Source organism: Brevibacterium sp. 1718, assembly GCF_051131255.1.
Taxonomy (GTDB): domain Bacteria; phylum Actinomycetota; class Actinomycetes; order Actinomycetales; family Brevibacteriaceae; genus Brevibacterium; species Brevibacterium sediminis.
Map to the genome: position 1 here is coordinate 1,455,787 of NZ_CP186550.1, position 26,718 is coordinate 1,482,504.

The window sequence follows — 26,718 nt, forward strand, 5'->3', positions numbered from 1 at the left end:
GACATGCGAAGGATTCAACTATGTCGCAGACTCATCCGACCGCCGTCATCGTTCTGGCAGCGGGCCAAGGCACTCGAATGAAGTCGGCTCTTCCCAAGGTGATGCATCCCATCGGCGGACGCTCCCTGCTCCATCACTCCGTCGCCGCAGCGGCCGGAACCTCTCCCGAGCACCTCATCGTCGTCGTCCGCCATGAGCGCGATCAGCTCGTCGCCCACCTCGACTCCCTTCCCGTGTCCTCCCAGCGAACCCTGCTCATCGCCGATCAGGATGAGGTTCCGGGCACCGGCCGCGCCACCGAATGTGCGCTCACCCAGCTGCCCGAGGACCTCAGCGGAACCGTCGTCGTCACCTACGGCGATGTGCCGCTGCTGACGACGGAGACCATCAACGGCCTCGTCGAGATCCACGAATCCAACGCCAACGCCGTGACCGTCCTGTCCGCCGAGGTGGACGACCCGACCGGGTACGGCCGCATCGTCCGCGACGCGAACGGATCCCTGCTGCGCATCGTCGAGCAGAAGGACGCCGGCGAGACCGAACGGGCCATCCGTGAGATCAACTCCGGTATCTACGCCTTCGACGCCGCGGCGCTCAAGGAGGGCCTGGCCGCGCTGACGACCGACAACGCGCAGGGTGAGAAGTACCTCACCGACGTCATCGGACATTCCCGTGAGGCGGGCCGCCCCGTCGCCGCCACGGCCACCGACGACCTGTGGCAGGTCGAGGGAGCCAATGATCGCGTGCAGCTGGCGAACCTCGGCAAGGAGCTCAACCGCCGGCAGTGCGAGAAGTTCATGCGTGCCGGTGTCTCCATCATCGACCCCGACACCACGTGGATCGACGTCGACGTGTCCATCGCCGCCGATGCGACGATCCTGCCCGGCACCCAGCTGTTGGGCGCCACCGACATCGGCGCCGGAGCCGTCGTCGGCCCCGACACCACGCTGAAGGACACCGAGGTGGGGGAGAACGCCAAGGTCGTGCGCACCCACGGTGAACTCGCCGTCGTCGGTCCGGAAGCCAACGTCGGACCGTTCGCCTACCTGCGTCCGGGCACCAAGCTCGGCGAGTCCGGAAAGATCGGCACCTTCGTGGAGACGAAGAACGCCGATATCGGCAAGGGTGCGAAGGTGCCCCACCTCTCCTACGTCGGCGATGCGGAGATCGGGGAGGGCTCGAACATCGGAGCCGCCTCGGTGTTCGTCAACTACGACGGCGTCAACAAGCACCGCACCGTCATCGGCAAGCATGCACGCATGGGCTCGGACAATATGTATGTCGCCCCTGTCACCGTGGGCGACGGCGCCTATTCGGGTGCGAGCACGACGGTGCGCAAGGATGTCCCTGCAGGAGCGCTGGCCATCTCGGTGGCCCCACAGCGCAACCTGGAGGGCTGGGTTCAGACAAACCGTCCGGGCACGCCTGCAGCGCAGGCGGCCGAAAACGCATCCGAAGGGGAACGGATCAGTGAATGAGATAACGACGGCGGGCGATAAGAAGCTCGTCCTGGTGAGCGGTCGGGCAAATCCCGAACTCGCCGAGCAAGTCGCGGAGAATCTGGGGACCGAACTCCTCCCCACCGACATCTACAACTTCGCGAACGGCGAGATCTACGTCCGCTACTCCGAGTCTGTGCGCGGCAGCGACGTCTTCGTCCTCCAGTCCCACTGCGCTCCCATCAACGAATGGCTGATGGAGCAGCTGATCATGGTCGACGCCCTCAAGCGTGCATCGGCCAAGCGCATCACCGTCATCGCACCGTTCTTCCCGTACGCCAGGCAGGACAAGAAACACCGCGGACGCGAGCCCATCTCCGCTCGGCTCGTCGCCGATCTGTACAAGACGGCCGGTGCCGACCGCATCATCACCGTGGACCTGCACACCGCGCAGATCCAGGGCTACTTCGACGGTCCCGTCGACCACCTGATCGCGATGCCGATCCTCGCCGGCTACGTCAAGGACAAGTACCCCGGCGACCTCGCCGTGGTTTCGCCCGACGCCGGCCGCATCAAGGTCGCGGAGAACTGGTCGAACTCGCTGGGCGGAGTGCCGCTGGCCTTCATCCACAAGACCCGCGACATCACCCGACCGAACGAGACCAAGGCCAACCGCGTCGTCGGTGAGGTCGAGGGCCGCACCTGCGTGCTCGTCGACGACATGATCGACACCGGCGGCACCATCGTCCAGGCCGCCGATGCCTGCATGGCCGCCGGCGCGAAGGGCGTCATCGTCGTGTCCACCCACGCCGTGTTTTCCGGCCCGGCCGTCGAACGCCTGTCGAACTCCGTGGCCGAAGAGGTCATCGTCACGAACACTCTGCCGCTGAGCGAAGACAAGATCTTCGACAAGCTCACCGTGCTCTCGATCGCCCCGCTCATCGCTCGTGCCGTGCACGAGGTCTTCGAAGACGGATCGGTCACGAGTCTCTTCGAGGTCTGATCCCGAAGGCTGAGGCCCCGTGATCCGCGCAATTGCGCCGGATCTGATGCGAACCCCGAGTCGATGCGGCTCGGGGTTCGCATCGTCTGGACTGCCGTGAGGTCCTACACTGGAGGCAAGACTTCGGCGAAGGGATCAGGGACGATGTCCTCACACGATTACAACCGGTACCGCGTGGACGTCCCCGGCGGGCAGCTGTCCGTGGGAGTGTGGGAGCCGGTGGCGAGCGGCCCCGGGCGCGTGCCCACCGTGTGCGTCATCCACGGCATCACTTCCAACCACCTGTTCTTCGCGGGCCTCGTCTCCGCACTGCCCGGCGTCCGCATCATCGGGCCCGACCTGCGCGGACGAGCCGACTCGCGTACCCTGCCCGGCCCGTTCGGGATGGCCGCCCACGCCGAGGATGTCACCGCCGTGCTCGATGCCTTCGCCCCGGAGGGGCCGGTCACCCTGGTCGGTCATTCCATGGGCGGTTTCGTCGCCATGACCCTGGCCGGAATGTCGGCTGAGCCGAACGTCGACACCGGCGCCGAGGCGGTTCGCCGTTTCCGCGGCCCCGTCCTCATCGACGGGGGACTTCCCCTGCCAGTGGGGCAGCCCCATGGAGACGGCCCCGTCGACGACCTCAACGATGAGGACCTCGACACCGATGATCTCATCGCCGCCGTCCTCGGCCCGGCCGCCGAGCGGCTGTCGATGACCTTCGGCAGCGTCGAGGAGTACTTGGCGTTCTTCGCCGCTCACCCCGCTTTCGTCGACGGCCTCGACACCGTGGCGACCGAGAGCTTCGTCTACGATCTGGCGGCCAAGGACGACCATTCGTTCCAGCCGTCGACGTCGGTGGAGGCGATGCAGGCCGATTCGGCCGACATGTACACCGGCTCCGCCTACCGTGATGCCCTGGAGACGATCATGGGCAGTGACGGAACCCAGTCCGAAGTGGTCTTCCTCTTCGCCGAGCGCGACCTCGTCGCCGCCGAACCGGGCCTGTATCCGCCGGAGACGACCAACGACTTCGCTCGGCAATGGCCGCAGATGGACATCGTCGATGTGCAGGGGACGAACCATTACGACATCCTCCTCACCGAAACCGGAATCGATGCGTGCGCTGCAGCGGTGACCTCTCGGATTGGTGCCGAAACGGACGGTGCCGTAGAATAGTCGGGTTGCCTCGGCGAGGGAGACTGATGTCTCCGTGATCGACGCGGTCCTGCCCCACGAAACGAACCCATCGGGTTCGTGATTCGCGTGGGTGCTCAGGCTGTTTCGCCGTGGTGCTCGAAGGTAAGTTCACCACGAAGGAGAGAAAATGGCTGACTTCAAACTTCTGGCCGAAGCTCGCAACGAGTTCGGCAAGGGCGCAGCGCGCCGCATCCGCCGCGCAGGACGCATCCCCGCTGTCATCTACGGCCACGGCGGAGACCCCGTGCACGTGTCCCTCGAGGGCCACGCCACCATGCTGGCTCTCAAGCACGCCAACGCGCTGCTCGAGATCGAAAGCACCGACGGATCGAAGAACGTCCTCGCCATTGCGCGCGACGTCCAGATCGAGCCCGTCCGTCGTGATATCGAGCACCTCGACCTCATCATCGTCAAGCGCGGCGAGAAGATCGAGGTCGACGTGCCCGTCCACGTCATCGGTGAAGCCGCCCCCGGCACCATGGTCTCGCAGGAAGAGTCGACCATCGCCGTCAAGGCCGATGCGACCAAGCTGCCCGAGCTCATCGAGGTCTCCATCGAAGGCCGTCCCGCCGGCGAGCACGTTCTGGCCGGTCAGGTCGAACTGCCTGCAGGCGTCGAGCTGATCGCCGACGAAGAGCAGCTCATCGTCAACGTCTCCGAAGAGATCGAGATGGACACCGAGTCCGACGCCGAGGAAGAGACTGCTGAAGAGTCGACCGAGGAAGAGGCCGCTGAGGAGTCCGGTGAGGAAGAGACCTCCGAAGAGGAGTGATCTTCTCTCCTCCCGGCACTCAACGTGCCGTGAGGAGCACTGACTGACTACGCTGTTCGGTGGGCCGCCTGTTGGGCGGCCCACCGAATGCGTTTCTCAAGAGCGAACCCGGCGCACCTCTCGCCCCGCGGCGAGCAGAAGCCCCACCACTCGGTCAGCGGGCGCGGACAGGACGGACAAGGACGGCAATGTCGAACGAAGCATGGTTGGTCTTCGGACTGGGCAATCCCGGCCCCAAGTACGAAACGACACGGCACAACATCGGACAGATGGTCATCGCCGAACTCGCCTCCCGCATCGGAACCACGCTGACGCGGACGAAGCTGCGTGCGAACGTCGGCACCGGGCGGCTGCCCGGCGGCAGCGTCCCGGGACTGCCCGGTCCGCGGGTGGTGTTGGCCACCTCGACGGGATATATGAACGAATCCGGCGGACCGGTGCGCGCGCTGGCTGACTTCTACGGAATCGCCACCGACCGGATCATCGCCGTCCATGACGATGTGGACATCCCCTTCGATGCCATCAAAGCCAAGCTCGGCGGGGGAGAGGGCGGGCACAACGGTCTGCGTTCGATGACCTCGGTGCTGGGGACGAAGGACTATCTGCGGGTGCGAGCGGGAGTCGGACGCCCTCCGGGGCGACAGGACACCGCCGATTATGTGCTGCGCCCGTTCTCGAAGGACGAGCGCACGACCCTGCCGATGTTCGTCTCCGACCTCGCCGATGCCGTCGAAGAGGTCATCGTCAACGGGCTCACCGACATGCAGCAGAAGTTCCACTCCCGCTGATCGCACCTCGGGTGCTGACCAAGCAGCGGGCGCTGCCCGGGACTCAGGCCGTCTTCTGCTTCTCCGGGCGACGGTGCAGCCACCATGCGGCGAAGATGCCGCCGGCGAATCCGAACAGGTGGCCCTGCCAGGAGATGTCGTTCGTCTGCGGCAGCATGCCGAAGATCATCGATGCGCCGTAGGTGACGAAGATGAACAGGCCGATGGTGAAGTAGATGATCTTGCGCAGCAGGTCGTCGGTGAACCAGGTGCGCAACGCGAGGTAGCCGAAGAATCCGAAGACGATGCCGGACGCACCGACGATGTGCTGGCCGGGCAGCGTGGTCAGCCACGCCCCGAGCCCGGAGCTCAGCGCGGTGATGCCCGTGACCGTCCAGAAACGACGCTTGCCTTCGAAGGCGATGACGATGCCGAGGACGAGGAACGGGAAAGTATTGGCCAGCAGATGGCCGAATCCCGAATGCAGCAGCGGCGAGGTGACCAGGCCGTAGAGCGAGAGCGGATTCCATGACTCCAGACTGAAGACGTCGAGGTCGACGGGGAGGATCGCATCGACGATCTCGATGACCCACATGACGGCCAGGACGATCAGCACCGGAGCGAACCGGGAAAGCAGATGCGGCCGGTCGACGGTGGTGTTCAGGTGCGCAACCGGGGGATTCGCGGAACGGCCGGAGTGGGGAGATCCGGAGTCGGTGGAGTCAGGGCCGAAGAGGAGTCGGGATTCCTCGGCGGAGAAACGGGGGGAGTGGTCGGTCATGTTCCAATTGTGGGTGATGAAGATTGGAGAACCCCGAACATCCGGGCCTTCCGGGCAATCGTGATCGTTCCGTTAGGCCCGTTATCGCCTCGAAATATTCACGACCGGTCCAACTCCCGAAACTATCTGTTCTGAGGCTCCGCTCTGGTCGACCCGAGGGACTTGCCGTCCGCGTCGAGAGCTTCGACGATGATCGTCGAACCGTTCGGGGTGATGTCCGCCGCCGTCTCGAAACCGGTGCGCTCGACCTCGGTGTTCTCGACGAGGTGCTCCTCGTCGTCACCGCTGAGCACCCTCCACGAAGCCACCTCGGTGGCACCGTTCCAGCTCATGTGCACCCGAGTGATGTCGGACTGCGGCTGTGACTTCGTGGCCGTCGGGGGAGCAGTCGGCTGGGCATGCCAGTCGAAGCGGTAGGCGCGGTAGTTCGATCCGCCGGTGAAGGTGAGGTCGGCGAGCAGCTTTCCGTCCTTGGAGAACTCGGAGATGTAGGGCTCCGAACCCCAGCCGAGGACGACGTTGCCGCCCGGCAGCTCCTGGAAGTTGCCCTGACTGCCCGAAGAACGGTCGTCAGGAGCGGGATACTCCGTGACCACCTCGGCGCGCTTCTTCTTCTCATCGACGTCGAGGCGCAGGCCGCGGGTGTCGCCGAGCCGAGGCGCGGCGTGGTTGTCGAACAGGGTCAGCGTCCCATCGGAGCGGCGCTGGGCATCGTGCTGCCAGGCGAACTGTGCGCTCTCGCCCATCTCGAAGTCCGAGGCCTTGCCGCCGAGGACCCAGTTGAGATCGGCACTCTTCCGGTCGAGCTGGTAGACAGCGTGGGTATTGCGCGCCGAGACGAGGAGAGCCCTGCCGTCGTCGTCCTCGGACACGGAGTTGAGGTGGATGTAGTCGAAGGGTTCGTCCTTCGTGCCCTCACCCTCCTTGAGCTCCGTCTCGGTCTCATCGATGGGTACGGCATCGAGGGAGCGCCATTCGAACAGGGGATCACCGCTTGCGATGTCGACCTCCTGGACGATGCCCTCCCAGGCCCAGCCGTCCTCGGCTCCGCCGACTGAGCTGAGATCCGTCTGCGTCTTCACATAGGAGATGAGGAACATGGTGACATCGGCGGTGATCGTCGTCTCGTGCAGGTCGGACGTGTCCTTGGGAAGCTCGCCGCCCATGCCGACACGGGCGATCTCCTGATACGAGTCGTCGAGGATGACGACCTCGCCGGCGGTGTGCGGGGTCTCGGCCAGTCCCTCCCACCAGGTGAGCACCGGCTTCCCCTGATATTCCTGGACGCGCAGATCCCACAGCGCTTCGGAGTCGTCTCTGATCCACACCGGGTCACCGGCGGAGTCGAGGATGAGCCCGCCCACCCAGGACGTGTCATCGGTCTGCGTCTGTCCCTTCGGGGCGAGGAAGGTCTCCAGGTCTCCGTTGTCGTCGGGGAAGGCCCCGGAGTCGATATCGACCTTCGGCGGGGCGAGTTCGGGGCGGGAATGGAAGTCCCACCGTTCGGCGACAGCGATGTCGTCATCGGCATCGGCCGTGCACCCTGCGAGCAGGAGCGTCGCCGCAGCCAAACCTGCAAGGACGGTTCTCTTCATGGCCATATGCTCATCCTCACACGTTTTCGACTCCCGTGGTCCTCGGGCCTTGCCGAGAGGGCGCCGAATGGGTCGTGTCAGCCGCGTGGCCTAGACTGTTCGGGTGCTCAACGGACTCGATCTCACCCGCCGGAATCCCACCATCACCGAACTCGTCGCGGCCTTCAACGACGCGAACACCGACGGTGGCACGATCGATGCGATCAAGGGACTGTGGCCGTCGATCCTGCGCCGCACCGTCACCACCGACGGGGCCGCCTCGGCGCCGCAGCTCATCGTCACCGCCACGACACGTGAGGCAGAAGACCTCGCCCAGGCGCTGGCCGACTGGGTGCCGTCGGCATCGATCGCGATCTTCCCCAGCTGGGAGACCCTGCCGCACGAGAAGCTGTCGCCGCGGTCGGACACCGTCGGCCAGCGCCTCGAGGTGCTGCGCCGCCTCGCCCACCCCACTCCCGGCCGGGAACTGACCTTCATCATCGCGCCCGTGCGCGCCTTCCTCCAGCCCCTGGCCAAGGGGCTCGGCGACATCGAGCCGGTCGAGCTCGCCGTCGGCGACGAATACGAGATCGATGACCTCGCCGAACGGCTCACCGAACTCGCATACTCCCGAGTCGACATGGTCTCCCGACGCGGCGAATTCGCTGTGCGCGGCGGAATCGTCGATATCTTCCCGGCCACCTCGGATCGAGCGCTTCGCGTGGAGTTCTTCGGGGACGAGGTCGACGAGATCCGCGAATTCTCCGTCAGCGACCAACGCTCCATCCCCACCGACGACGGTGACGAACCCCTGCGCCTGTCGGCACCGCCGTGCCGGGAGCTGCTCCTGACCGATTCGGTGCGGAAGCGGGCCGCGGATCTCGCCGAGGAGGTGCCCAGCGCCGCCGATATGCTCGACAAGATCGCCGGCGGAGTCGCCGTCGAAGGGATGGAATCGCTCTCCGCCGTCCTCGCCGACGGAATGGAGCCGATGATCGCTCTGCTGCCGGCCGGATCGAAGATCATCATCACCGAACCCGAACGCGTCGACGCCCGCGCCGCGGACCTCTTGCAGACGACGAACGAATTCCTCGAAGCCGCCTGGACCGGAGCCGCCGGCGGGGGAGAGACCCCGATCGACCTGTCGGCCGCCAGCTTCCGCACCGTGGCCGAGATGGCCGAAGGCGCTCGCCTCATCGGCCTGGCCTGGTGGGAGATCGGCGGATTCGCCACCGACGAGGAGCTCGCCGGTCCCGAGGAGAACATCTTCTCCGTTCCTGCCCGCATCCCGAAGGGCTATGCCGGAGACGTCGAAGCGATCCTCGCCGACGTCAAGGGACTCATCCACGACAAGTGGCGCATCCTCGTGCTCACCGAAGGCCACGGCCCGGGCCGACGCATGGTCGAGGTGTTCTCCGAAGCCGGAGTGCCCGCCTCGTTCGTCGACGACCCGACCGATCTGCCCGAAGCCCTGGTTACCGTGACGACGGCCGCGTCCTTCGGCGGCTTCGTCTTCGACGATCTCAAACTCGCCGTGCTCACCGAGGCCGATGTGCTCGGTCGGGCGGCGGCCACCTCGACGCGGGATATGCGCAAGCTGCCCACCCGCCGTCGACGCAACCAGGTCGACCCGCTCAATCTGGCCCCCGGCGACTACGTCGTCCACGATCAGCACGGCGTCGGACGTTTCGTCGAAATGACGCAGCGGACCACGGGCCGAGGTGCGAACAAGCACACTCGCGAATACCTCATCATCGAATACGCGCCTGCCAAGCGCGGACAGCCCGGCGACCGTCTCTACGTTCCCAGCGATGCTCTCGACCAGGTCACCCGCTATGTCGGCGGGGAGAGCCCGAACCTCAACAAGATGGGCGGCGCCGACTGGCAGACGACGAAGGCGAGAGCCCGCAAGGCCGTCAAGGAGATCGCCGGGGAACTCATCCGACTGTATTCGGCCCGCCAGGCCACCGTCGGCCACGCCTACGGGCCGGACACTCCCTGGCAGCGCGAACTCGAAGACGCCTTCCACTATGTCGAGACCGCCGATCAGCTGACCACCATCGACGAGGTCAAATCGGACATGGAGAAGACCGTGCCGATGGACCGTCTGATCTGCGGCGATGTGGGCTATGGGAAGACGGAGATCGCGGTTCGTGCCGCGTTCAAGGCGATCCAGGACGGCAAGCAGGTCGCCGTGCTCGTGCCGACCACTCTGCTCGTCCAACAGCACTATGAGACCTTCGCCGAACGCTACTCGGGATTCCCCGTCACCATCGGCGCCCTCTCCCGGTTCCAGACCAAACAGGAATCGGAGAAGGTCAAGGAGGATCTCGCCGCCGGCAAGCTCGACCTCGTCATCGGCACCCACCGACTGCTCAGCGGCGAGGTGCGGTTCAAAGAACTCGGACTCGTCATCATCGACGAGGAGCAGCGTTTCGGCGTCGAACACAAGGAGACTCTCAAGGCGCTGCGGACGAACGTCGACGTCCTCGCCATGTCGGCGACCCCGATCCCGCGCACCCTGGAGATGGCGGTGACCGGCATCCGCGAGATGTCGACCCTGGCCACACCTCCGGAAGAGCGGCACCCGGTGCTGACCTATGTCGGCAAACGCGAAGACAAGCAGATCAAGGCTGCGATCCGACGCGAGCTCATGCGCGAAGGACAGGTCTTCTACATCCACAACAGGGTCCGCGATATCGAAGCAGTCGCCGGACACATCGCCGAAATGGTGCCAGAGGCGCGAATCGCCATCGCCCACGGCAAAATGAACGAGACCCGACTCGAACAGGTCATCGTCGACTTCTGGGAGAAGAAATACGATGTGCTCGTGTGCACGACGATCGTCGAAACAGGAATCGACATCGCGAATGCGAACACGCTGATCATCGACAACGCCGACAAGTACGGGCTCTCCCAGCTGCATCAGCTGCGCGGACGCGTGGGACGTGGACGTGAACGCGCCTACGCCTACTTCCTCTACCCGCCGGACACTCAGCTGACCGAGACCGCACACGATCGTCTGACGACTCTGGCCGCGCATACCGAACTGGGTGCCGGAATGCAGGTGGCGATGAAAGACCTCGAGATCCGCGGGGCCGGCAATCTGCTCGGCGGCCAGCAGTCCGGCCATATCGAAGGCGTCGGCTTCGACCTCTACGTCCGACTCGTCGGAGAGGCCGTGGCGAAGTTCCGCGGCGAGGAGACCGAACCCGAGGCGGACATGCGCATCGAACTGCCCGTCGATGCCCACCTGCCGGCCGACTATGTCGATCACGAACGACTGCGTCTCGAGGCCTACCGAAAGTTGGCCGCGGCGACCGACGAAGCACAGCTGCAGGAAGTCCTCGACGAGCTCATCGACCGCTACGGCCCCTACCCGGAACCCGTCGGTGTCCTTGCCGATGTCGCCAGGCTGCGCATCCGCGCCCGCGCTTCCGGGGTCAACGACATCGTCATGCAGGGCAACTTCATCCGCTTCGGACCCGTCGAACTCTCCGACTCCCAGGTGGTCAGGCTCAAGCGTCTGTACCCGAAGTCTCTGCTCAAACCGGCGCTGCGTTCGATCCTCGTCCCAAAGCCGATGGCGGGCACCGGATTCGATTCCAAGGAGATGACCGATTCGGACATCCTGCGGTGGGCGCACCAGTTCCTCGACGCCATCCTGCCTGTCGTCGAGTCGGATGCCACGGAAGTCACGGAGGCCGGAGCTGCGAAGGACGGTTGAGAACTCTCCGACTGTTCACAGCTGTTCGGCCCACGAGCCAGGGCAGTGGCGTAGAGTGCGAAACGCGGAGACATCCGCAGCAAGTGCAAATCACGCAGCTGTCTACTAAGGAGAATCCCCATGGGTGTTGACGACAAGTTCGAGAACAAGGCCGAAGACCTCGGCGGCCGTGCCAAGGAGACCGTCGGTGATGTGACCGGTGACGACCAGCTCAAGGCCGAAGGTGCCACCGATCAGCTCAAGGCCAAGGCCAAGGACGTCGGCGAGTCGGTCAAGGACCTCGGTGCCTCGGTCAAGGACAAATTCTCGAAGTGACCGACGAATCGGCCCTCACCGCTTCTGCGGTGGGGGTCTTTCGTGCCGGCAGGAGGATATTTCGTGGGTGAACGTGACGAACCGGGACTCCAAGCGGTGATCGAAGCCATGGCGACTCTGCGGCGACGGTGCCCCTGGTCGAGCCGACAAGATCATCAGAGCCTCGAGAAGTACGCACGGGAAGAGACCGACGAACTCATCGCCGCTCTTGAAGACTTCGCGACAGAACCCACTGCGGAGAATCGGGCGGCCGTCGTCGACGAGCTCGGCGACGTGTTCTACCAAGTGCTCTTCCACTCCGCCCTGCTCGATGAAAGCAGCGGGCGAGACTACGGTCACAGCCTCGGCGCCATCATCGATGGTCTCGAGGCCAAGCTCATCCGTCGTCACCCCCTGGCTTTCACCGACGATCCCGGAGATGAGATGGCATCGTTGGAAGACGTCGAACGCGAGTACCGCCGGATCAAAGCGGAAGAGAAGGCCGCAGCGCGAGGAGAGGACGGAAGCCGATGAGTCTGGAGAGGCTCGAGATCGAAGGCACCTTCAACTTCCGTGACCTCGGAGGGCCCGCCACCGAGGCCGGGGAGAGCCGAGTGCGATCCGGGAAGGTGTTCCGCGCCGACGGTCTGGCGCAGCTGAGCGATCGAGCGCGCGCCGATATCGGCGAACTCGGCATCGGCACCGTCATCGATCTGCGCGATATCGGCGAGAGGGCGAAACTGCCCGATGCGCTCGACGGCCTCGACATCCGACATATCGAGCTGCCCGTCTTCGACGACCACTTCTTCCCCAGCCGACCATTGAGCAGGGAAGAGATGAAAGCCGCCGCCGAGGCGACGGGAATGGATCTCAGCGACCGGAGCCTCGGCCGCATCTACGAACTCATGATCACGCACTTCGGTCACCGGCTGGCCGCCGCCGTCGACCTGATCGCCGAACACTGCGCTGATGGTGTGGTGTTCCACTGCTCTGCCGGGAAGGATCGCACCGGCGTGATCGGAGCATTCCTGCTCGACCTCCTCGGTGTGGGACGGCAAGATATCGTCGACGAATATGCGATCACCTCCACCCACCTGTCCGGGGGTTTCCTCGAGGCGATCACCAGGAACTTCTCCGATGCCGGGATCTCCGGCAACCTCGCCCAGACCGCCACCGCTGCTCCTCCCGAACTCATGCACGAGGTCCTCGACCGGATCGAGGCCGAGCACGGGACCGCCTCGGCGAAGGACGAGGGACAGCCAAGGGGAGTCGAATCCTACCTGCTCGCACACGGGATGGACCCGGCGACGCCCGAGCGACTGCGGCAATGGCTGCTCGAATCCGAGCCCAACCGGGGCCCGGACCGAGGGTGAGCCTGGACGCGCGGTGCATTAAGCTGTCCTCCAGGCACATGTTCCCCATGTGAAACCAAACGCTAAGGAGTACTCAGTGGCCGAGATCGTTGCCGCAAACGCCCGTGAAATCCTGGATTCCCGGGGAAATCCCACCGTCGAGGTGGAAGTGCTGTTGGCCGATGAGTCCGTCGGTCGCGCCGGCGTTCCCTCCGGTGCCTCCACCGGAGAATTCGAAGCCGTGGAGCTGCGCGACGGAGATCCCGAGCGCTACCTGGGCAAGGGCGTCACCCAGGCCGTCGACGCAGTCGTCGACGAGATCCACGAAGTCATCGTCGGACTCGAAAGCGACGACCAGCGTCTCGTCGACCAGGCGCTCATCGAACTCGACGGCACCGACAACAAGTCCCGCATCGGCGCGAACGCGATGCTCGGCACCTCGCTGGCCGTGGCCCGCGCGGCAGCGGTCTCGGCCGATCTGCCCCTCTACCGCTACCTCGGCGGACCGAATGCGCACGTCATGCCCGTGCCGATGATGAACATCCTCAACGGCGGATCCCATGCCGACTCGAACGTCGACATCCAGGAATTCATGATCGCCCCGATCGGCGCCGCCAGCTTCCACGAAGCGCTGCAGTGGAGCGTCGAGGTCTACCACGCGCTCAAGGGAGTGCTCAAGGAGCGCGGACTCTCGACCGGACTCGGCGATGAGGGCGGATTCGCTCCGAACCTCGACTCGAACGCCGCGGCGCTCGACCTCATCATCGAGGCCATCGACATCGCCGGGCACCGTCCCGGACGCGATATCGCCGTCGCCCTCGACGTGGCGTCCTCGGAGTTCTACACCGACGGTGCCTACGAGTTCGAAGGCAGCAAGAAGACCGCCGAGGAGATGGCCGCCTACTACGAAGAGCTGCTGGCGAAGTACCCACTCGTGTCGATCGAGGACCCCCTCGATGAGAACGACTGGGACGGCTGGGCGACCCTGACCGAGACGATCGGCTCGAAGGTGCAGCTCGTCGGCGACGACCTGTTCGTGACCAACCCCGAGCGCCTGCAGCGCGGTATCGACAACGCCACGGCGAACTCGCTGCTGGTCAAGGTCAACCAGATCGGTACCCTGACCGAGACCCTCGACGCTGTGTCTCTGGCGCAGACGAACGGCTACACCACGATGATCTCGCACCGTTCCGGCGAAACCGAGGACACGACCATCGCCGACTTGGCCGTGGCGACCAACGCCGGTCAGATCAAGGCCGGCGCCCCGGCACGATCGGAGCGCGTCGCGAAGTACAACCAGCTGCTGCGCATCGAAGAGCAGCTCGGAGATGCCGCACGCTACGCGGGCCGCAGCGCCTTCCCGCGCTTCGAAGCCTGAGGCGAGCAGGGCTCTGAACTCCCCGAGGCGGGGCCGGACGACTACAACGATCGCCCGGCCCCGCCTCGGTGTTTCCAGCTTCGGCCCACCCTCATCCGAGGCTTCTTGCTTCGAGTCTTCCCGCCTTCGGGCCTTCCTCCATCCGGGGCCGCATTTCTCACCGCGAAGTCTCCTCGTCGCGACGATTCTCCGTTGCCGGGCCCGGTTCACTGCGTCACCATCTGTCACCGGTGGTCTCATATCCGCCCACCGGCGACTATCCCTCGCGTTCCTCGTAATTTGCACCGGTGCACCACTCTGACGAGTCTCTATGGGTGAGGGATGGTCGAGCACCTGTAGGAGTTGCCGGCAACGGTGCGGGATGAAACTCTGCCAATCGCACCATGGGAGACGGTGTGCTCGACGAAATAGGGGTGAATGACAGCCGCGGTGCGGGATGCCTCGCCCTATGCAGCGATGTGCCGCCTGGTGCGGCGGTCCGCGGCGGTGCGCTGCGGTCCGCGATGCATCTGCGGCACAGATGCCCGCGGTGGGGATCAGGCGGTGGCGTTCTGCGTACGGCGGATGAACCGGAGAATGTCATAGAATTTCGCCTCCTCGAACAGTTCCTTCCAACTGATCCGAATCACCTGCCACCCCTGGTCGCGCAGCCACTGCTCGCGACGGAGTTCCTGTTCGAGCTCCTCACGGGGGACACCTGAGCCGAGATAGAGCTTGCCGATGCCGTCGATCTCGATGATGAGTCGAGCCCGGCGGTGACAGAAGTCGACGCGGAAATCGCGCCTCAATGAATCGGCCCGGAACGTGACTTGAGGTTCCAGCCCTGTGATCCCGTGTTCGTAGAATCGCACCGCGGCGACCGCCTCGGCGGGGGATTCTCGACGGGAATCGGACAGATCGATGGCCAATCGCACTTTCGCGGAGCTGCGCTTCTCCAAGCATTGGGCGAATGTCGTGAGGATCTTCTCTCTGGTTGTCAGCTTTCGGTGCAGCGCATCATCGATCATCGGCACGGAGACGTCGAGATTGTAGCTGCGGGCGACGTCTATCAGTGTGCGTTCGAGCGTGGTCACCTCGGCGCCGTCGATCGCAGTGCGATGGTTCTTCGGAATGCGACTGCCGCGGACGTGGATGGTCTTGAACTTGCGGTTGGTGCCGGGCCGGACGACCTCGACCTGATGAGTGACAGGGTGGGAGATGGGCAGATTGTGGATGAGGGCCGCGGAGATGTGCGAGAAGATCTCCGCCGGTGGGTTCGCTTTCGCATCGTCGGTTCTCCTATCGGAACGTTGAACGAAGTGAGCCATCACCGAGGCGCTGAGATCGTTGATCTCGTCCCGAATGTCTCCGTGTTCGATGAAGACCTGGTGGATCTGCTCGTCGATGCTCGCCCAGAGCGGGCGATGGAAGTCCAGCTCGCAGACACGGCGGACCAGATATGTGCCCCGCGACAGCCGTCGGAGGCAACATCTGCGGGCGCGCCTGATGTCCCCATGGTTGAATCCGAGCCGAAGAATGTCATCGGTGCTCAATAGTTTGTAGATGCATCTAAAATGCATTAAACGTAACCAAGCGGCAATGAGCACTCTCTTGTCTGTGGATAACTCTGTGGATAGAGCGTTGATTGGGCGGAGCTCTCGCGAGATGACTGGTCGCAGGTCAGGTGATCGTCGGCGGCAATTTGCGGGCATCCGTCACCCGGAGGCGCATAACGCACCGCAGGAGCGAGGTGGTTTGCTGCCAAGGGTGAGGGGTGCCGTCGTGGGTGTAGGAGCTGGGACTGCGGGGAGGGGGGGGGGAAGCGGCAGAGGTGAGAGACGCCAGCGGGCGGCGAGACTGAGATGGCTCGTGGGGCGGGGCATGGGGTGAAGGTGAGAGATGCTCGCGGGGAGGAGTGGGCGGGACGAGACGTGACGGAGGATACGTGAGAATCGAACACGCCACGAGCTCGAAATCCTCGCGCAGGGAATGCGGACACGGCACACTTGGAGATGTTGCGACACTCTTCCCCGATCCCCAGTCGCAGAGGAAAGAAGCATGGTCCCGAGCAAGCCCAGACGAAGTGCCCCGAAATCGGCTCCTGGCAAAGCCACCCCTCGTCGACGCCCGAAACCGGTCATCGAGGCTGATGCCGGCACGGACGCCGAGGCGCGTGGCCGCCGCATGTCGGTGCGCACGGGCATCTTCCTCCTCGTCGTCGCAGCCGTCCTCCTCGCGTTCCTCTCGCCCCTGAACTCCGCACTCAAACAGGCCCAGCAGATCGCGGCCCTGAATAACGAGATCGAGACGACGAAAGCCGAGGTCAAGAGCCTCGAAGAGAAGAACGAGAACCTCAGAGACCCCGCCTACATCAAGCGCAAAGCCCGCGAAGACCAGTACTACGTGGAAAAGGGCAAGAACGCGGTCATCGTCACGAATCAAGAGGCCGTCGACGAGGAATCCGAGCCCGAACGGCCGGTTCGCAAGCAGGCCTGGTACCTTGAGTTGCTGGAGTCCATTCAGGAGACCGGCAACACCGTGGAGAAGAGCTGATGATCACAGAGTGCACCGAGGCGGATTTCGCTGTCCTCCAAGACCAACTCGGGCGCATTCCCCGAGGCGTCGTCGGCATCGCCGCCCGCAGCGCATCCGGTGAACCTCTCGTCGTCGCCACCGCTCCGCGCCTCGAGGACGGCACGCCGTTCCCGACGACCTTCTACCTCACCCATCCTGCCTACGTGGCCGAATGCTCGCGGCTGGAAGCCTCGGGAATCATGGCCGAATGGACCACGGAGATCGGCGACGACGAAGAGCTCGCCGCCGCCTACGCCGCCGCACACCGGGCCTACCTCGACGTCCGCTCTGAGATCGGCTCCGCAGCGGGCTTGGCGGAAGTTGAAGAGATCAAGGATTACTCCGCAGGCGGAATGCCGAACCGGGTCAAATGCCTCCACGCCCTCGTCGGCCACTCGCTGTCCGCCGGGCTCGGCATCAACCCCATCGGCGACCGCGCACTGTCGTTCATGAACGATGTGCCTCCGCTGGCCGAGACCGCTGCCCCCACCGAATCCACCGACTAGGACCTGCCATGCGTGTTGCTGCCTTCGACTGCGGGACGAACTCCCTGCGCCTGCTCATCGCCGATGTCGCCGCCGACGGCACCCTCACCGACCTGCGCCGCGAAACCCGGATCGTCCGCCTCGGCCAAGGCGTCGACGCCACCGGCGAGTTCGCACCTGAGGCGCTCGAGCGCACCTTCGCCGTGGCGAAGGAATTCGCCGAGGTGGCCGCCGAGTACCAGCCGGAGAAGCTGAGGTTCGTCGCGACCTCGGCCAGCCGCGACGTGAAGAATCGCGATGAGTTCTTCGCCGGGATCTTCTCGATCCTCGGCGTCGTCCCCGATGTCATCGCCGGTGAAGAAGAGGCCCGGCTGTCCTTCCTCGGCGCCACTGTCGGCCTCACGGATGCTGACGGACCCTATGTCGTCATGGACCTCGGCGGCGGCTCGACCGAGCTCGTCCTCGGCCGAGACGATGTCCAAGCGGCCGTGAGTATGGACATCGGGTCGGTGCGTCTGACCGAACGGCACATGCCGGTCGAAACTCCCAGCCAGGACCAGATCCAGGAAGCTTTGGCCGATATAGACGGCCAGCTCGACCAGGCCGCGCAGATCGTCGACTTCGCGGCCCCGCGCACTCTCATCGGAGTCGCCGGCACCGTCACCACCATCACCGCGGGCATCCTCGGACTCGAAAGCTACCAGCGAGAGCGCATCCACGGAGCACATATCAGCGTCGCCGACGTCGCTGACGAATCCCGAAAGCTTCTGGCCATGGACCGCCAGGCACGCACGGACCTGCCGTATATGCATCCCGGACGCGTCGACGTCATCGGCGCCGGATCGCTGCTCTTCGCCAGGATCGTCGCCCGCTTCGACCAAGCAGTGACAGCCGCCGGAGGATCGCTGGATATTCGGATCTCCGAAACCGACATCCTCGACAGGACCGCGCTCGACCTCGCGCTGACGAGCTCGTGAGAGCCGCCGCGCGACTCCTCGCCGTCACGACCGTCGTCCTCGGACTCGTCGTCGGTACCACCCAACCCGTCATGGCCGCGCCGAAGGCCGGACCCGGCCAGTGGTTCATCAAAGACTACGGAATCGACAAGGTCTGGAAGAAATCCACGGGCAAGGGCGTCAAAGTCGCAGTGATCGACTCCGGCGTCAACACCGACCACGAAGACCTCAAGGGCGTCGTGAAGAAGTCCAAGGACTTCAGCGGACTGGGCAAGGACGGAAAGACCCCGCTCGGCGGGAAGACCACGATCCACCACGGCACCGCCGTCGCCGGAGTCATCGCCGGCCGAGGAGTCGGTGCCGGGCCGACCGGCGTCGCCCCGGACGCAGAGATCCTGTCGGCATCGATGTGGCTGGGCCCCGACCGCCCCAAGGAATCCGGATCGACTCGAGAACAGGCCGATGAAGCCATCCGATGGGCTGTCGACTCCGGAGCGAAGGTCATCAACATGTCCTTGGGATGGGACGATCCGGGCTGGCCGGAGAGCTGGGACGAATCCTTCGCCTACGCGTACAAAAAGGACGTGCTCGTCGTCGCCTGCGTCGGCAACGCCTCACAGGGAGCGACCCAGGCATGGTCGCCGTCGACGGTTCCGGGCGTCATCGGGGTGGGCGGACTCGACCAGAACGGGAAGGTCCTCGACGACTCCACCGCCCCCGGCACCGCCGTCGACCTCATGGGTCCGGCCAAGGACATTCCCATTCCGTACTACAGCGGCGGCTACGCCGAAGGCCAGGGATGCTCCTTCGCCTCACCCGTCGTGTCCGGTGTGGCAGCGCTCATCCGCTCCGAGAACCCCGACCTCAGCGCCGACGAGGTGCGAGCCATACTGCAGTCGAGTGCCAAACCGGTGGACGGTCACAAGGGCGTGAGCAAGAAGGGCAAGCCCGACCCGATCGTCGGCTGGGGGCGCGTCGACCCGCAGAGCGCCATCAAGGCGAAAGCGCCCAAGAACGTCTCCTCCGCCGAGGATGAGCTGGCGGATTGGGTGAAGATGCATCGTCGCGGGGATGCGAAGTCAGAAGAGACCCAAACCGCGGCACCGGATGAGACCGAGAGCCCGAAGGCTCTCGCGCCGACCGATATCGTCGCCACGCAGTCGACACCGACACTCGGCTTCGCCGTCCTCGGGGCCGGAGCCCTGATCGCCGTGGTCCTCATGATCATCTCGATCGACTCCTTCGCCCGCCGTCGCCACTGAGGCCAGGTGCAGAAACTGCTCTGATCTGGGGCGTTCGAGTCCGTGGGACAAACAATTAGTGAAAGTTTTCACAAGGGTCTAGCATGGGATTATGGCACTCATCAGAAACTCAAAACTGCGTCCACGAATCCTCGTTGTCGGTGGCGGCTCGGTCGGCCTGCTCGCCGCTCAGAATCTGCTGAAGAACCTCGGTCGGGGCGAAGCCACCGTCACCGTGGTCGATCCCAACCCGTACATGACCTACCTGCCGTTCCTCCCCGAGGTGGCAGCCGGGTCGATCGAGCCTCGTCACGCTGTGGTGCCGCTGCGCCGCAACCTGCCGGGTGCCGAGGTCATCACCGCGAAGGTCACCTCGATCAACCACGCCGAGAAGTTCGCCACCATCGAACCCGAGAACGATGAAGCGTTCGAACTCGACTACGACCACATCATCCTCGCCTCCGGTTCGGTTGCCCGTGCGCTGCCGATCCCGGGCCTGAAGGAGAATGCGATCGCGCTCAAGCGCATCGAGGAAGCCGTCGCCCTGCGCGACCACCTCCTCTCCCGCCTCGCCGACGCCGCACTCATGGAGGACGACGAGGAGCGTCGCAAGGCTCTGACCTTCGTCTTCGTCGGCGGCGGATTCGCCGGCATCGAGCTGCTGACCGAACTCGAGGACATGGTCCGCTCGGCCATCGCCCAGTACGAGACGCTGACCGAAGCCGATGTCCGCTTCGTCCTCGTCGAGGCCCTCGGCCGCGTCATGCCCGAGGTCGGCGAAGCTCAGGCCCGTTGGGTCGTCGAGCACATGCGCGAACGCGGAATCGACGTCTACCTCGAGACCTTCCTCCAGGACTGCACCGACAAGCACGTCAAGCTTTCGAACGGCGAAGAGTTCGACGCCGACACTATTGTGTGGTCCGCCGGTGTCAAGGCCAACCCGATGCTCATCGACTCCGACCTGCCGATCAACGAACGCGGCAACGTCACCGTACGCGCCGACCTGCGGGTCGAGGGCGATGACGGTGTCGTCGAGGGCGCTTGGGCTGCCGGCGACAACGCCGCGGTTCCCGACCTGTCCGGCGGCGGAGTGGCAGGCTTCTGCGTGCCCAACGCTCAGCATGCTGTGCGTCAGGCTCCGGTGCTGGCTGCCAACGTGCTCGCCGCACTGCGCGGAGAGACCGAGTTCAAGCAGTACTTCCACAAGACCATCGGTACGGTCGCAGGCCTGGGCCTGTACAAGGGTGTTTCGCAGATGGGTGACTTCGAAGCCCGCGGACTCCTCGCCTGGCTCATGCACCGCGCCTACCACGGCTACGCGATCCCGACCATGGACCGCAAGGTCAGGGTCTTCGGCAACTGGTTCGTCAGCGCCGTCCTCGGCCGCGACGCCATGCCGCTGGCAGACCTCGATGTTCCGCGCAAGAACTTCGTCGAGGCCGCCAACTCGAAGCCGGCGCCGAAGAAGGAGCCTGCCAAGGCCTGACTTGAGGCAGCCGGTGCCATCCGGCGACAAGCCCTGATGAGACGACTGACGCCGGGGATGCAGATGCATCCCCGGCGTCAGTCATATCTGCAGGCCCTGCTGCGAGTGCGTCCTGCTCAGTTCGCCACGGTGAAGCGGGCGTCGATGTGCGCAGGCTCGGCGATCTCATCGACCATGGCTACGGCGAAGTCCTCGGCCGAGATCGAGTCGCCCGCGGGCACCTCGAGCTCGACATTGTAGGAACCGGTGCGCTCACCCGGAGCGATCTCCGGGGCGGGGGAGATGAGCGTCCACGGGGACGGGTTCGCGGCACGAAGAAGCTCGAGGGCCTTCGTGCCGGTCTCTGCCTCAGCCTTGTACGCGGGAGGAAAGCCCTCGGTGTCCTTGAGCATCGTGTCCCCGGCGAACAGGGAACCGGCACCGCCGACGACGAACAGTCGCGTATCGCCGCTGGCCTTCGCCAGGGCCGACAGAGCTTCGAGCCATTCCTGGTGGTCCCCGCCCGTGCGGCTGGGTCCGGTGGTGGAGACGATGACATCGTGATCGGCGGCCATGCGTGCTCCGAGCTCCGCATCGGCCATGTCGCCGGCGACTGAGCGGGTCGCTCCGGCCACCTCGGTGCCGGAGCGGGTGATGGCGGTGACCTCGATCCCGCGAGAGGCCGCCTCGGCGACGACGCGAGAGCCGATCATTCCCGATGCTCCAAAGAGTGCGATCTTCATAAGAGTCCCTTCGTTCTTCGTGCGGCGCGACTGCGGTGCACGGTGGATGTCGTAGTCTGACTCTCCTAAGGTATCTTTTGGATATCGAGTACCTCAAGGATACTATTGGGCTATGAGTATGAAAGTTCGCTGGGAAGGCGATGCCTTCGACCCTGAATGTCCGACCCGAGTGGTTCTCGATCGCGTCGGAGACAAGTGGACGGTGCTTATCGTCGACATTCTCGATTCCGGTCCGAAGCGTTTCAACGAGATCCGGCTGGCCATCGGCGGGATCACCCCGAAGGTGCTGACCTCGACCCTGCGATCGCTTGTCGCCGATGGCCTCATCGAGCGCGCGGTCTTCGGCGAGGTGCCACCGCGGGTGGAATACTCGCTCACCGATCTCGGGCGATCGCTGCAGGATCCTGTGGCCGCGCTTCGGAAGTGGGCGGAGGCCAACGTCGCGGAGATCGTCGAGAACCGGGACCGCCATGACGAGGCACATGCGTCCGCGGGATTGCGAGCGTTCCGGTGACCGGAGCCTAACGGTCAACCGGCGGCTGGTGCGGGCGTTTCGGCAGAGACGATGGGTCGCATGTCGACCAGTCGAGTGTGGCGGATGCTGTCACACTCGTACTGCGGAGGAGCAGCAATAGGGATCAGCCGCGGGAGAGCTGTCCGAGCACGGTGACGAAATCACGCAGCTCTCCGGCGACGCGATAGACCCGAGGTGAACCGGAGTAGACCCAGTTGTTCGTGATGATCGAGGCGCTGCCGCCGTTCGTCGCCTGTTTGAACTCGGCGACGTTGAGCGTCGCAAGATGATCCTCGACGAGGCGGCTGCGCAGGTCCGAACCCATCTGCACCCAATGATCGGCTGCCTCGAAGCCGATCCCCGTCCAGTCGCCTCCAGCTTCACGGAAGGCGACCGGGCGACCCAGCGGAGGGAAATCGGCTGCGGTGGAGTCGTCTGTCGCGGTGGGGGAGGCCGCCTCGGTGGCGGTAATGATAACGGCGGGACCGTGCTGGCTGCGGGCGAGATCATCGTCGACGGAGGCGATCGGCAACGGTGCCTGACCTGGGCTGAGAAGAAGGAACGGCATAGGATGATCATGCCGCACTCGACGCGATTCGGCGATCTCGGTCGGTACTCGACGACGACGAAGAATGGTCCCCCCAGTGGGACTCGAACCCACACTGAATCGATTTTAAGTCGACTGCCTCTGCCGATTGGGCTATAGGGGGAATGCTCAGAACACACTTTATCGGCAAAGCCCGGCCACCGCGATCTGAGACATTCCGCGGGCGATCCGGGCACACGGCTAACCTTGAACGATGACGACGAACGGACCCACCCGGCAGGCCTGGGTGATCCTCGTCGTCGGCGTCCTCACGCAGATGGCGGCGACCATCGCGATCGCCGGACCCGCCTTCCTCATCCCCTATATGCACTCCGACCTCGGGTTCACACTCACCCAGGCCGGCACCGTCGCGGCCGCACCGAGCTTCGGACTCATCCTCACCCTCATCGCCTGGGGCGCATTCGCCGACCGATTCGGCGAACGTCTGGCGATGACATTGGGCATCGGACTGACGGCTGCCTTCTCGGCCGCCGCCGTGCTCGTCGTCGACTCGCCGATCTGGATGGTCATTGTCATCGCCGCCTCCGGTGCCGCGGCCGCCTCGGTCAACTCTGCATCCGGCCGCGTCGTCATGGGCTGGTTCCCCCGCCACCGCCGAGGACTGGCCATGGGCATTCGCCAGATGTCCCAACCCCTGGGCACGAGCGTGGCCGCTGTGACCATCCCACCGATCGCCGCGGCCGGCGGATTCCCCGCCTACCTCTGGTTCGTCGCCGCCGTGACCGGCGTCCTCGCCCTCATCTGCTTCGCCCTCATCCGCAACCCACCGACCCCGACCCCCACCCGCGCCGAGGTGGCCGACCCCGACCGCGACACCCTACCGGAGGCGGAACGCCACGGACGGAACGAACCGGGCACCGACTCGGTGGGGGAGGGGAAGCCCAGCGCCGCCTCGACGATCAATCCCTACCGCAGCGATTCCTTCCTGTGGCGCATCCACGCGGTCTCCGCGCTCCTCGTCGTCCCGCAGTTCGCGTTCTCCACCTACGGACTCGTCTGGCTCATCGTCGTCCAGGGGATCGGCGCGGGCGCCGCCGGAGCGATCGTCGCGATCGCGCAGATCGTCGGAGCAGTCGGTCGCATGGTCGTCGGCGCGCTCTCCGATCGCACGGGATCCCGCGTCGGCCTCATGCGCATCGTCGCCGTCGCTGCCGTGATCGTCGTCGTGGCCATCGCCATCCTGTCGCTCACGGAGCTGCCCGCCGTCGCCGCAGTCGTCTTCATCCTCGCCTCAGCCGTCTCCGTGGCCGACAACGGACTGGCCTTCGCCTCGGTCGCCGAAGCCGCCGGACCGCGCTGGTCGGGCAAAGCGCTGGGAGCCCAGAATACGGGACAGTTCGTCATGTCGGCCCTGCTCGGCCCCGGATTCGGTGCTCTGGTGACGGCGTTCGGCTATCCGCTGTCCTTCGGACTCATCGCCATCGCCCCACTGTTGAGCGTCGGAATCATCCCGCGACGCGACGTCGATCGCATAACCTGATATTCATCTCGGCACATTATCGTGCACGAGGCACACCCCGGTGTCGACAGCGAAAGGGAAGGATCTCGTGAACAATCTGTTCCAAGAGAATCTGCGGGAGTACATCGACAAACTCCGCCTCGAAGGGTACACCGTCGAGGACAGTCAGACCACGGATCCGCACCTCATCGACCCCATGGGCCGGGCCGTCGAAACGTGGCGGGAAGGATACCCGTACGACGAACAGATGGACCGCGAAGAGTACGAACTCGAGAAGTACAGACTGCAGGTCGAACTGCTGAAATTCCAGTACTGGGGTCAGGACACGGGCGCCAAACACGTCATCGTCTTCGAAGGTCGTGACGCTGCCGGCAAGGGCGGAACGATCAAACGCTTCACCGAACACCTCAACCCGCGTGCCGCCCGCGTCGTCGCACTCAACAAACCCTCCGACCGCGAAGCCGGACAGTGGTACTTCCAGCGCTACATCTCCCACCTGCCCACGAGCGGGGAGATCGTCATGTTCGACCGCTCCTGGTACAACCGGGGCAACGTCGAGAGGGTCATGGGATTCTGCACCGACGACGAATACGAGACCTTCATGGAACAGGCTCCGGTGTTCGAGAAGATGCTCATCGACTCCGGAGTCCACGTCACGAAGTTCTGGTTCTCCGTGACCCAGAGAGAGCAGCGGACCCGGTTTGCGATCCGTCAGATCGACCCGGTGCGGCGGTGGAAGCTCTCACCGATGGATCTCGAGTCCCTCGACCGCTGGGACGACTACACGGAGGCGAAGGAAGAGACGTTCCGCCGCACGGACACCGACCACGCTCCGTGGATCACGATCAAGAGCAACGACAAGAAACGCGCCCGCCTCAACGCGATGCGCTACTTCCTCAACCAGTTCGACTATGAGGACAAAGACCCCTCGGTCGTCTACGAAGCCGACCCGTTGCTCGTCCGCCGCGGCCGCGACGCCGTCGACGACTAGTCAGCAGTCGTCCACCGTCACCGAGGCGGGGGATCGGAGATCGTTGGTCTCATACGCGGATGATTTCGGACAGAAATTCGGCCGGGTGGAAGGGGAAAGACCACCCGGCCGGAACCGTGGAGCGGGACTCGAACCCGCTGTGCAATGACGCGCCGCTGTGCCGCCGGAGGCCGATGCTCCGGACTGCGGCGAAACCGAATCAGATCTCTGCGGCGGCGTCCTTTCGTGCCTTGCGCAGCGCCCGGCGCTTCTTGTGCCCGGTGAAGCTGAGCAGGAAGAGGATGATCGCCAGGAGCACGAAGAGCCCGCCGCCGGCGATGCCCGCATCGACCCAGAACTGAGGCGGGAAGAGGCGGATGAGCGAATCATCGGCGTAGAACTCCCAGGTCCCATCGGCGAAGAACACCTTGTGGAACCCGCGGAAGAAGCTGTCCCAGCCGAGGACGGCGACAACGGCGACAGCGGCCATGAAGATGATGCTGAAGATCGACCCCAGACGCACGCCTGCATGGATGCCCGATCCGTTCTTGCGGCACATGTAGATGCCGAACAGCACAGATCCGATGATGCCGACGAGAGCCACGAGGTAGAGCAGCGAGATCAGACCCTTGACGTCAGCCATATGGCTGAGCTCGTCGGAGATGAAGATCGGCTCTCCGTTGGGCATGACGATATCGGCGAGGTAGCGCCGGGAATCGAAGTTGTGCAGGTAGTCGATGACATAGGTCCCGTAGTGCTCACGGTCGGCGGCACTGAAGCCGAACCGATCGGCCGGGAAGCCGGGCCGGAAGTACTCGAACTTGAGGAAGATCCCCGAGGCGACGAAGCGCACTGCCAGAGCCAACAGGACGAAGGGGGTGGCGAGCATGATCCAGATCGTGCCGATGACATCGAGCACGGACCGACGTCGTTCGGGCACCTCGGGATCGCGGGCATCGGTCGACGTCGCCGCCTTCGACACGGCGGCCCAATCGGCTTCGCTCATCACTGCGGTGCGCGCATTCTGCGGCACCTCGCGTGTGGTCCCGGTATCGGTCGAGGATGATGCCCCGGCTGTCGATGCAACGGCGGCCGAATCCGTGCCGGCGGACTTCTGCGCGGCGGTGTGATCGGCGGTACGCGTGCTCGCGGGCTGAGAGGCCGGATTCGTCGAGTGGGCGGGAGTCACCCTCACCGGGCCCGTCGAGGGCTTCGCATCCGCGGAATGCTTGGGGGCATCCTCGGCGATGGGATCCGTGATCGGATCGAACGCCTCGGTGTCGGTCGAGGGATCATTGGCCGCCTCCAGAGGGGCCTGCGACTGCTTATCGGCAGCATTGGCAGACCCTGAACTCATCCGCCTGCTCAGGAGGTCTTCGGTCTCGTTCTTCTCGTCTCTGGACACATCCCCATTGTCAGTGACCACAGGGTCCTAGCCCGGGAGGACACGCCACGG

The 26,718-nt window shown here is 64.8% G+C and carries 24 protein-coding genes and 1 tRNA gene; 18 read left to right on the forward strand and 7 right to left on the reverse strand.

What is annotated here, in order from left to right; translation table 11 throughout:
- The first annotated feature begins 20 nt into the window (after window positions 1-20).
- From glmU to pth, 5 genes are all read left to right on the forward strand, one after another.
- The gene (gene glmU, locus ACOZ9V_RS06450) at window positions 21-1,478 is read left to right on the forward strand and encodes a bifunctional UDP-N-acetylglucosamine diphosphorylase/glucosamine-1-phosphate N-acetyltransferase GlmU (RefSeq protein ID WP_181270294.1); all 1,458 of its coding nucleotides are present in this window, start codon (window positions 21-23) and stop codon (window positions 1,476-1,478) included.
- On the forward strand, window positions 1,471-2,442 hold the full coding sequence (locus tag ACOZ9V_RS06455; protein WP_025777652.1) for a ribose-phosphate diphosphokinase: 972 nt from the start codon (window positions 1,471-1,473) through the stop codon (window positions 2,440-2,442). Before glmU ends, ACOZ9V_RS06455 begins: the two co-directional genes overlap by 8 nt.
- A gap of 144 nt (window positions 2,443-2,586) precedes the next feature.
- Window positions 2,587-3,603 carry an alpha/beta hydrolase gene (locus ACOZ9V_RS06460; RefSeq protein WP_434594515.1) on the forward strand — a complete coding sequence of 339 codons (1,017 nt, stop codon included), beginning with the start codon at window positions 2,587-2,589 and terminating at the stop codon, window positions 3,601-3,603.
- A 148-nt stretch (window positions 3,604-3,751) separates the two neighbouring features.
- Window positions 3,752-4,396 (forward strand): 50S ribosomal protein L25/general stress protein Ctc, encoded by a 645-nt coding sequence (locus ACOZ9V_RS06465; RefSeq protein ID WP_139469671.1) that lies wholly within the window; start codon window positions 3,752-3,754, stop codon window positions 4,394-4,396.
- 188 nt (window positions 4,397-4,584) lie between these two features.
- Window positions 4,585-5,184 (forward strand): aminoacyl-tRNA hydrolase, encoded by a 600-nt coding sequence (gene pth, locus ACOZ9V_RS06470; RefSeq protein ID WP_172168632.1) that lies wholly within the window; start codon window positions 4,585-4,587, stop codon window positions 5,182-5,184.
- A gap of 43 nt (window positions 5,185-5,227) precedes the next feature.
- Here the strand turns inward: pth and ACOZ9V_RS06475 are convergent, their stop codons facing one another.
- Window positions 5,228-5,944: a rhomboid family intramembrane serine protease gene (locus ACOZ9V_RS06475; protein ID WP_139469669.1), complete on the reverse strand. Its 717-nt coding sequence runs from the start codon at window positions 5,942-5,944 to the stop codon at window positions 5,228-5,230.
- Window positions 5,945-6,066: 122 nt separating this feature from the next.
- Window positions 6,067-7,545 carry an arylsulfotransferase family protein gene (locus ACOZ9V_RS06480; RefSeq protein WP_434594520.1) on the reverse strand — a complete coding sequence of 493 codons (1,479 nt, stop codon included), beginning with the start codon at window positions 7,543-7,545 and terminating at the stop codon, window positions 6,067-6,069.
- Window positions 7,546-7,642: 97 nt separating this feature from the next.
- On the opposite strand from ACOZ9V_RS06480, the gene mfd reads away from it, so the two are divergent.
- The 5 genes from mfd (at window position 7,643) to eno (ending at window position 14,269) form a co-directional block, all read left to right on the forward strand.
- Window positions 7,643-11,245 carry a transcription-repair coupling factor gene (mfd, locus tag ACOZ9V_RS06485; protein ID WP_434594523.1) on the forward strand — a complete coding sequence of 1,201 codons (3,603 nt, stop codon included), beginning with the start codon at window positions 7,643-7,645 and terminating at the stop codon, window positions 11,243-11,245.
- Between the two features lie 120 nt (window positions 11,246-11,365).
- Window positions 11,366-11,560 (forward strand): CsbD family protein, encoded by a 195-nt coding sequence (locus ACOZ9V_RS06490; RefSeq protein WP_139469666.1) that lies wholly within the window; start codon window positions 11,366-11,368, stop codon window positions 11,558-11,560.
- A gap of 63 nt (window positions 11,561-11,623) precedes the next feature.
- Entirely contained in the window at window positions 11,624-12,073 is a 450-nt protein-coding gene (locus ACOZ9V_RS06495; RefSeq protein WP_434594526.1) for a MazG nucleotide pyrophosphohydrolase domain-containing protein, read from the forward strand.
- Entirely contained in the window at window positions 12,070-12,912 is an 843-nt protein-coding gene (locus ACOZ9V_RS06500) for a tyrosine-protein phosphatase (protein ID WP_434594528.1), read from the forward strand. The genes ACOZ9V_RS06495 and ACOZ9V_RS06500 overlap by 4 nt, the downstream gene beginning before the upstream one ends.
- Before the next feature lie 76 nt (window positions 12,913-12,988).
- Window positions 12,989-14,269 carry a phosphopyruvate hydratase gene (gene eno, locus ACOZ9V_RS06505; RefSeq protein WP_264801084.1) on the forward strand — a complete coding sequence of 427 codons (1,281 nt, stop codon included), beginning with the start codon at window positions 12,989-12,991 and terminating at the stop codon, window positions 14,267-14,269.
- A 536-nt stretch (window positions 14,270-14,805) separates the two neighbouring features.
- Here the strand turns inward: eno and ACOZ9V_RS06510 are convergent.
- Complete coding sequence (locus ACOZ9V_RS06510) at window positions 14,806-15,855, reverse strand: DUF559 domain-containing protein (protein ID WP_434594532.1); 1,050 nt, start codon at window positions 15,853-15,855, stop codon at window positions 14,806-14,808.
- Window positions 15,856-16,306: 451 nt separating this feature from the next.
- On the opposite strand from ACOZ9V_RS06510, the gene ACOZ9V_RS06515 reads away from it, so the two are divergent.
- The 5 genes from ACOZ9V_RS06515 to ACOZ9V_RS06535 all read left to right on the forward strand — a co-directional run bounded on the left by ACOZ9V_RS06515 (window position 16,307) and on the right by ACOZ9V_RS06535 (window position 20,990).
- Window positions 16,307-16,801 (forward strand): FtsB family cell division protein, encoded by a 495-nt coding sequence (locus ACOZ9V_RS06515; RefSeq protein ID WP_172168647.1) that lies wholly within the window; start codon window positions 16,307-16,309, stop codon window positions 16,799-16,801.
- A complete protein-coding gene (locus ACOZ9V_RS06520) occupies window positions 16,801-17,328 on the forward strand; it encodes a DUF501 domain-containing protein (protein ID WP_434594535.1) in 528 nt (175 codons plus the stop codon). Before ACOZ9V_RS06515 ends, ACOZ9V_RS06520 begins: the two co-directional genes overlap by 1 nt.
- Window positions 17,329-17,336: 8 nt before the next feature.
- Complete coding sequence (locus tag ACOZ9V_RS06525) at window positions 17,337-18,284, forward strand: Ppx/GppA phosphatase family protein (protein ID WP_434594538.1); 948 nt, start codon at window positions 17,337-17,339, stop codon at window positions 18,282-18,284.
- Window positions 18,281-19,525, forward strand: a complete 1,245-nt coding sequence (locus ACOZ9V_RS06530) for a S8 family peptidase (RefSeq protein ID WP_434594540.1) — start codon at window positions 18,281-18,283, stop codon at window positions 19,523-19,525. The genes ACOZ9V_RS06525 and ACOZ9V_RS06530 overlap by 4 nt, the downstream gene beginning before the upstream one ends.
- A 91-nt stretch (window positions 19,526-19,616) precedes the next feature.
- The gene (locus ACOZ9V_RS06535; protein ID WP_139469659.1) at window positions 19,617-20,990 is read left to right on the forward strand and encodes an NAD(P)/FAD-dependent oxidoreductase; all 1,374 of its coding nucleotides are present in this window, start codon (window positions 19,617-19,619) and stop codon (window positions 20,988-20,990) included.
- A gap of 116 nt (window positions 20,991-21,106) precedes the next feature.
- On the opposite strand, the gene ACOZ9V_RS06540 is transcribed toward ACOZ9V_RS06535, so the two are convergent.
- Window positions 21,107-21,712, reverse strand: a complete 606-nt coding sequence (locus ACOZ9V_RS06540; protein ID WP_139469658.1) for an NAD(P)-dependent oxidoreductase — start codon at window positions 21,710-21,712, stop codon at window positions 21,107-21,109.
- Window positions 21,713-21,830: 118 nt separating this feature from the next.
- Here ACOZ9V_RS06540 and ACOZ9V_RS06545 point away from each other — a divergent pair, with 118 nt between their 5' ends.
- Window positions 21,831-22,226: a winged helix-turn-helix transcriptional regulator gene (locus ACOZ9V_RS06545; RefSeq protein WP_434595361.1), complete on the forward strand. Its 396-nt coding sequence runs from the start codon at window positions 21,831-21,833 to the stop codon at window positions 22,224-22,226.
- A gap of 124 nt (window positions 22,227-22,350) precedes the next feature.
- On the opposite strand, the gene ACOZ9V_RS06550 is transcribed toward ACOZ9V_RS06545, so the two are convergent.
- Window positions 22,351-22,794 carry a hypothetical protein gene (locus ACOZ9V_RS06550; protein ID WP_434594544.1) on the reverse strand — a complete coding sequence of 148 codons (444 nt, stop codon included), beginning with the start codon at window positions 22,792-22,794 and terminating at the stop codon, window positions 22,351-22,353.
- A gap of 65 nt (window positions 22,795-22,859) precedes the next feature.
- Window positions 22,860-22,936: transfer RNA gene (locus ACOZ9V_RS06555), tRNA-Leu, on the reverse strand.
- A gap of 90 nt (window positions 22,937-23,026) precedes the next feature.
- Between ACOZ9V_RS06555 and ACOZ9V_RS06560 the strand changes: the two genes are divergently transcribed.
- Window positions 23,027-24,313, forward strand: coding sequence for an MFS transporter (locus ACOZ9V_RS06560; protein WP_434594547.1), 1,287 nt, complete (start codon window positions 23,027-23,029; stop codon window positions 24,311-24,313).
- 67 nt (window positions 24,314-24,380) lie between these two features.
- The gene (ppk2, locus tag ACOZ9V_RS06565) at window positions 24,381-25,283 is read left to right on the forward strand and encodes a polyphosphate kinase 2 (protein WP_139469655.1); all 903 of its coding nucleotides are present in this window, start codon (window positions 24,381-24,383) and stop codon (window positions 25,281-25,283) included.
- Between the two features lie 199 nt (window positions 25,284-25,482).
- Here ppk2 and ACOZ9V_RS06570 read toward each other — a convergent pair whose 3' ends face one another.
- Window positions 25,483-26,667 carry a TIGR01906 family membrane protein gene (locus tag ACOZ9V_RS06570; protein WP_434594551.1) on the reverse strand — a complete coding sequence of 395 codons (1,185 nt, stop codon included), beginning with the start codon at window positions 26,665-26,667 and terminating at the stop codon, window positions 25,483-25,485.
- Between the last annotated feature and the right edge of the window lie 51 nt (window positions 26,668-26,718).

Bases quoted from the DNA above. Each gene is read 5' to 3' on its own strand.
- glmU (WP_181270294.1), top strand. From the start codon at position 21: ATGTCGCAGACTCATCCGACCGCCGTCATCGTTCTGGCAGCGGGCCAA.
- ACOZ9V_RS06460 (WP_434594515.1), top strand. From the start codon at position 2,587: ATGTCCTCACACGATTACAACCGGTACCGCGTGGACGTCCCCGGCGGG.
- ACOZ9V_RS06465 (WP_139469671.1), top strand. From the start codon at position 3,752: ATGGCTGACTTCAAACTTCTGGCCGAAGCTCGCAACGAGTTCGGCAAG.
- pth (WP_172168632.1), top strand. From the start codon at position 4,585: ATGTCGAACGAAGCATGGTTGGTCTTCGGACTGGGCAATCCCGGCCCC.
- ACOZ9V_RS06475 (WP_139469669.1), bottom strand. From the start codon at position 5,944: ATGACCGACCACTCCCCCCGTTTCTCCGCCGAGGAATCCCGACTCCTC.
- ACOZ9V_RS06480 (WP_434594520.1), bottom strand. From the start codon at position 7,545: ATGGCCATGAAGAGAACCGTCCTTGCAGGTTTGGCTGCGGCGACGCTC.
- ACOZ9V_RS06490 (WP_139469666.1), top strand. From the start codon at position 11,366: ATGGGTGTTGACGACAAGTTCGAGAACAAGGCCGAAGACCTCGGCGGC.
- ACOZ9V_RS06500 (WP_434594528.1), top strand. From the start codon at position 12,070: ATGAGTCTGGAGAGGCTCGAGATCGAAGGCACCTTCAACTTCCGTGAC.
- ACOZ9V_RS06515 (WP_172168647.1), top strand. From the start codon at position 16,307: ATGGTCCCGAGCAAGCCCAGACGAAGTGCCCCGAAATCGGCTCCTGGC.
- ACOZ9V_RS06520 (WP_434594535.1), top strand. From the start codon at position 16,801: ATGATCACAGAGTGCACCGAGGCGGATTTCGCTGTCCTCCAAGACCAA.
- ACOZ9V_RS06525 (WP_434594538.1), top strand. From the start codon at position 17,337: ATGCGTGTTGCTGCCTTCGACTGCGGGACGAACTCCCTGCGCCTGCTC.
- ACOZ9V_RS06535 (WP_139469659.1), top strand. From the start codon at position 19,617: ATGGCACTCATCAGAAACTCAAAACTGCGTCCACGAATCCTCGTTGTC.
- ACOZ9V_RS06540 (WP_139469658.1), bottom strand. From the start codon at position 21,712: ATGAAGATCGCACTCTTTGGAGCATCGGGAATGATCGGCTCTCGCGTC.
- ACOZ9V_RS06545 (WP_434595361.1), top strand. From the start codon at position 21,831: ATGAAAGTTCGCTGGGAAGGCGATGCCTTCGACCCTGAATGTCCGACC.
- ACOZ9V_RS06550 (WP_434594544.1), bottom strand. From the start codon at position 22,794: ATGCCGTTCCTTCTTCTCAGCCCAGGTCAGGCACCGTTGCCGATCGCC.
- ACOZ9V_RS06560 (WP_434594547.1), top strand. From the start codon at position 23,027: ATGACGACGAACGGACCCACCCGGCAGGCCTGGGTGATCCTCGTCGTC.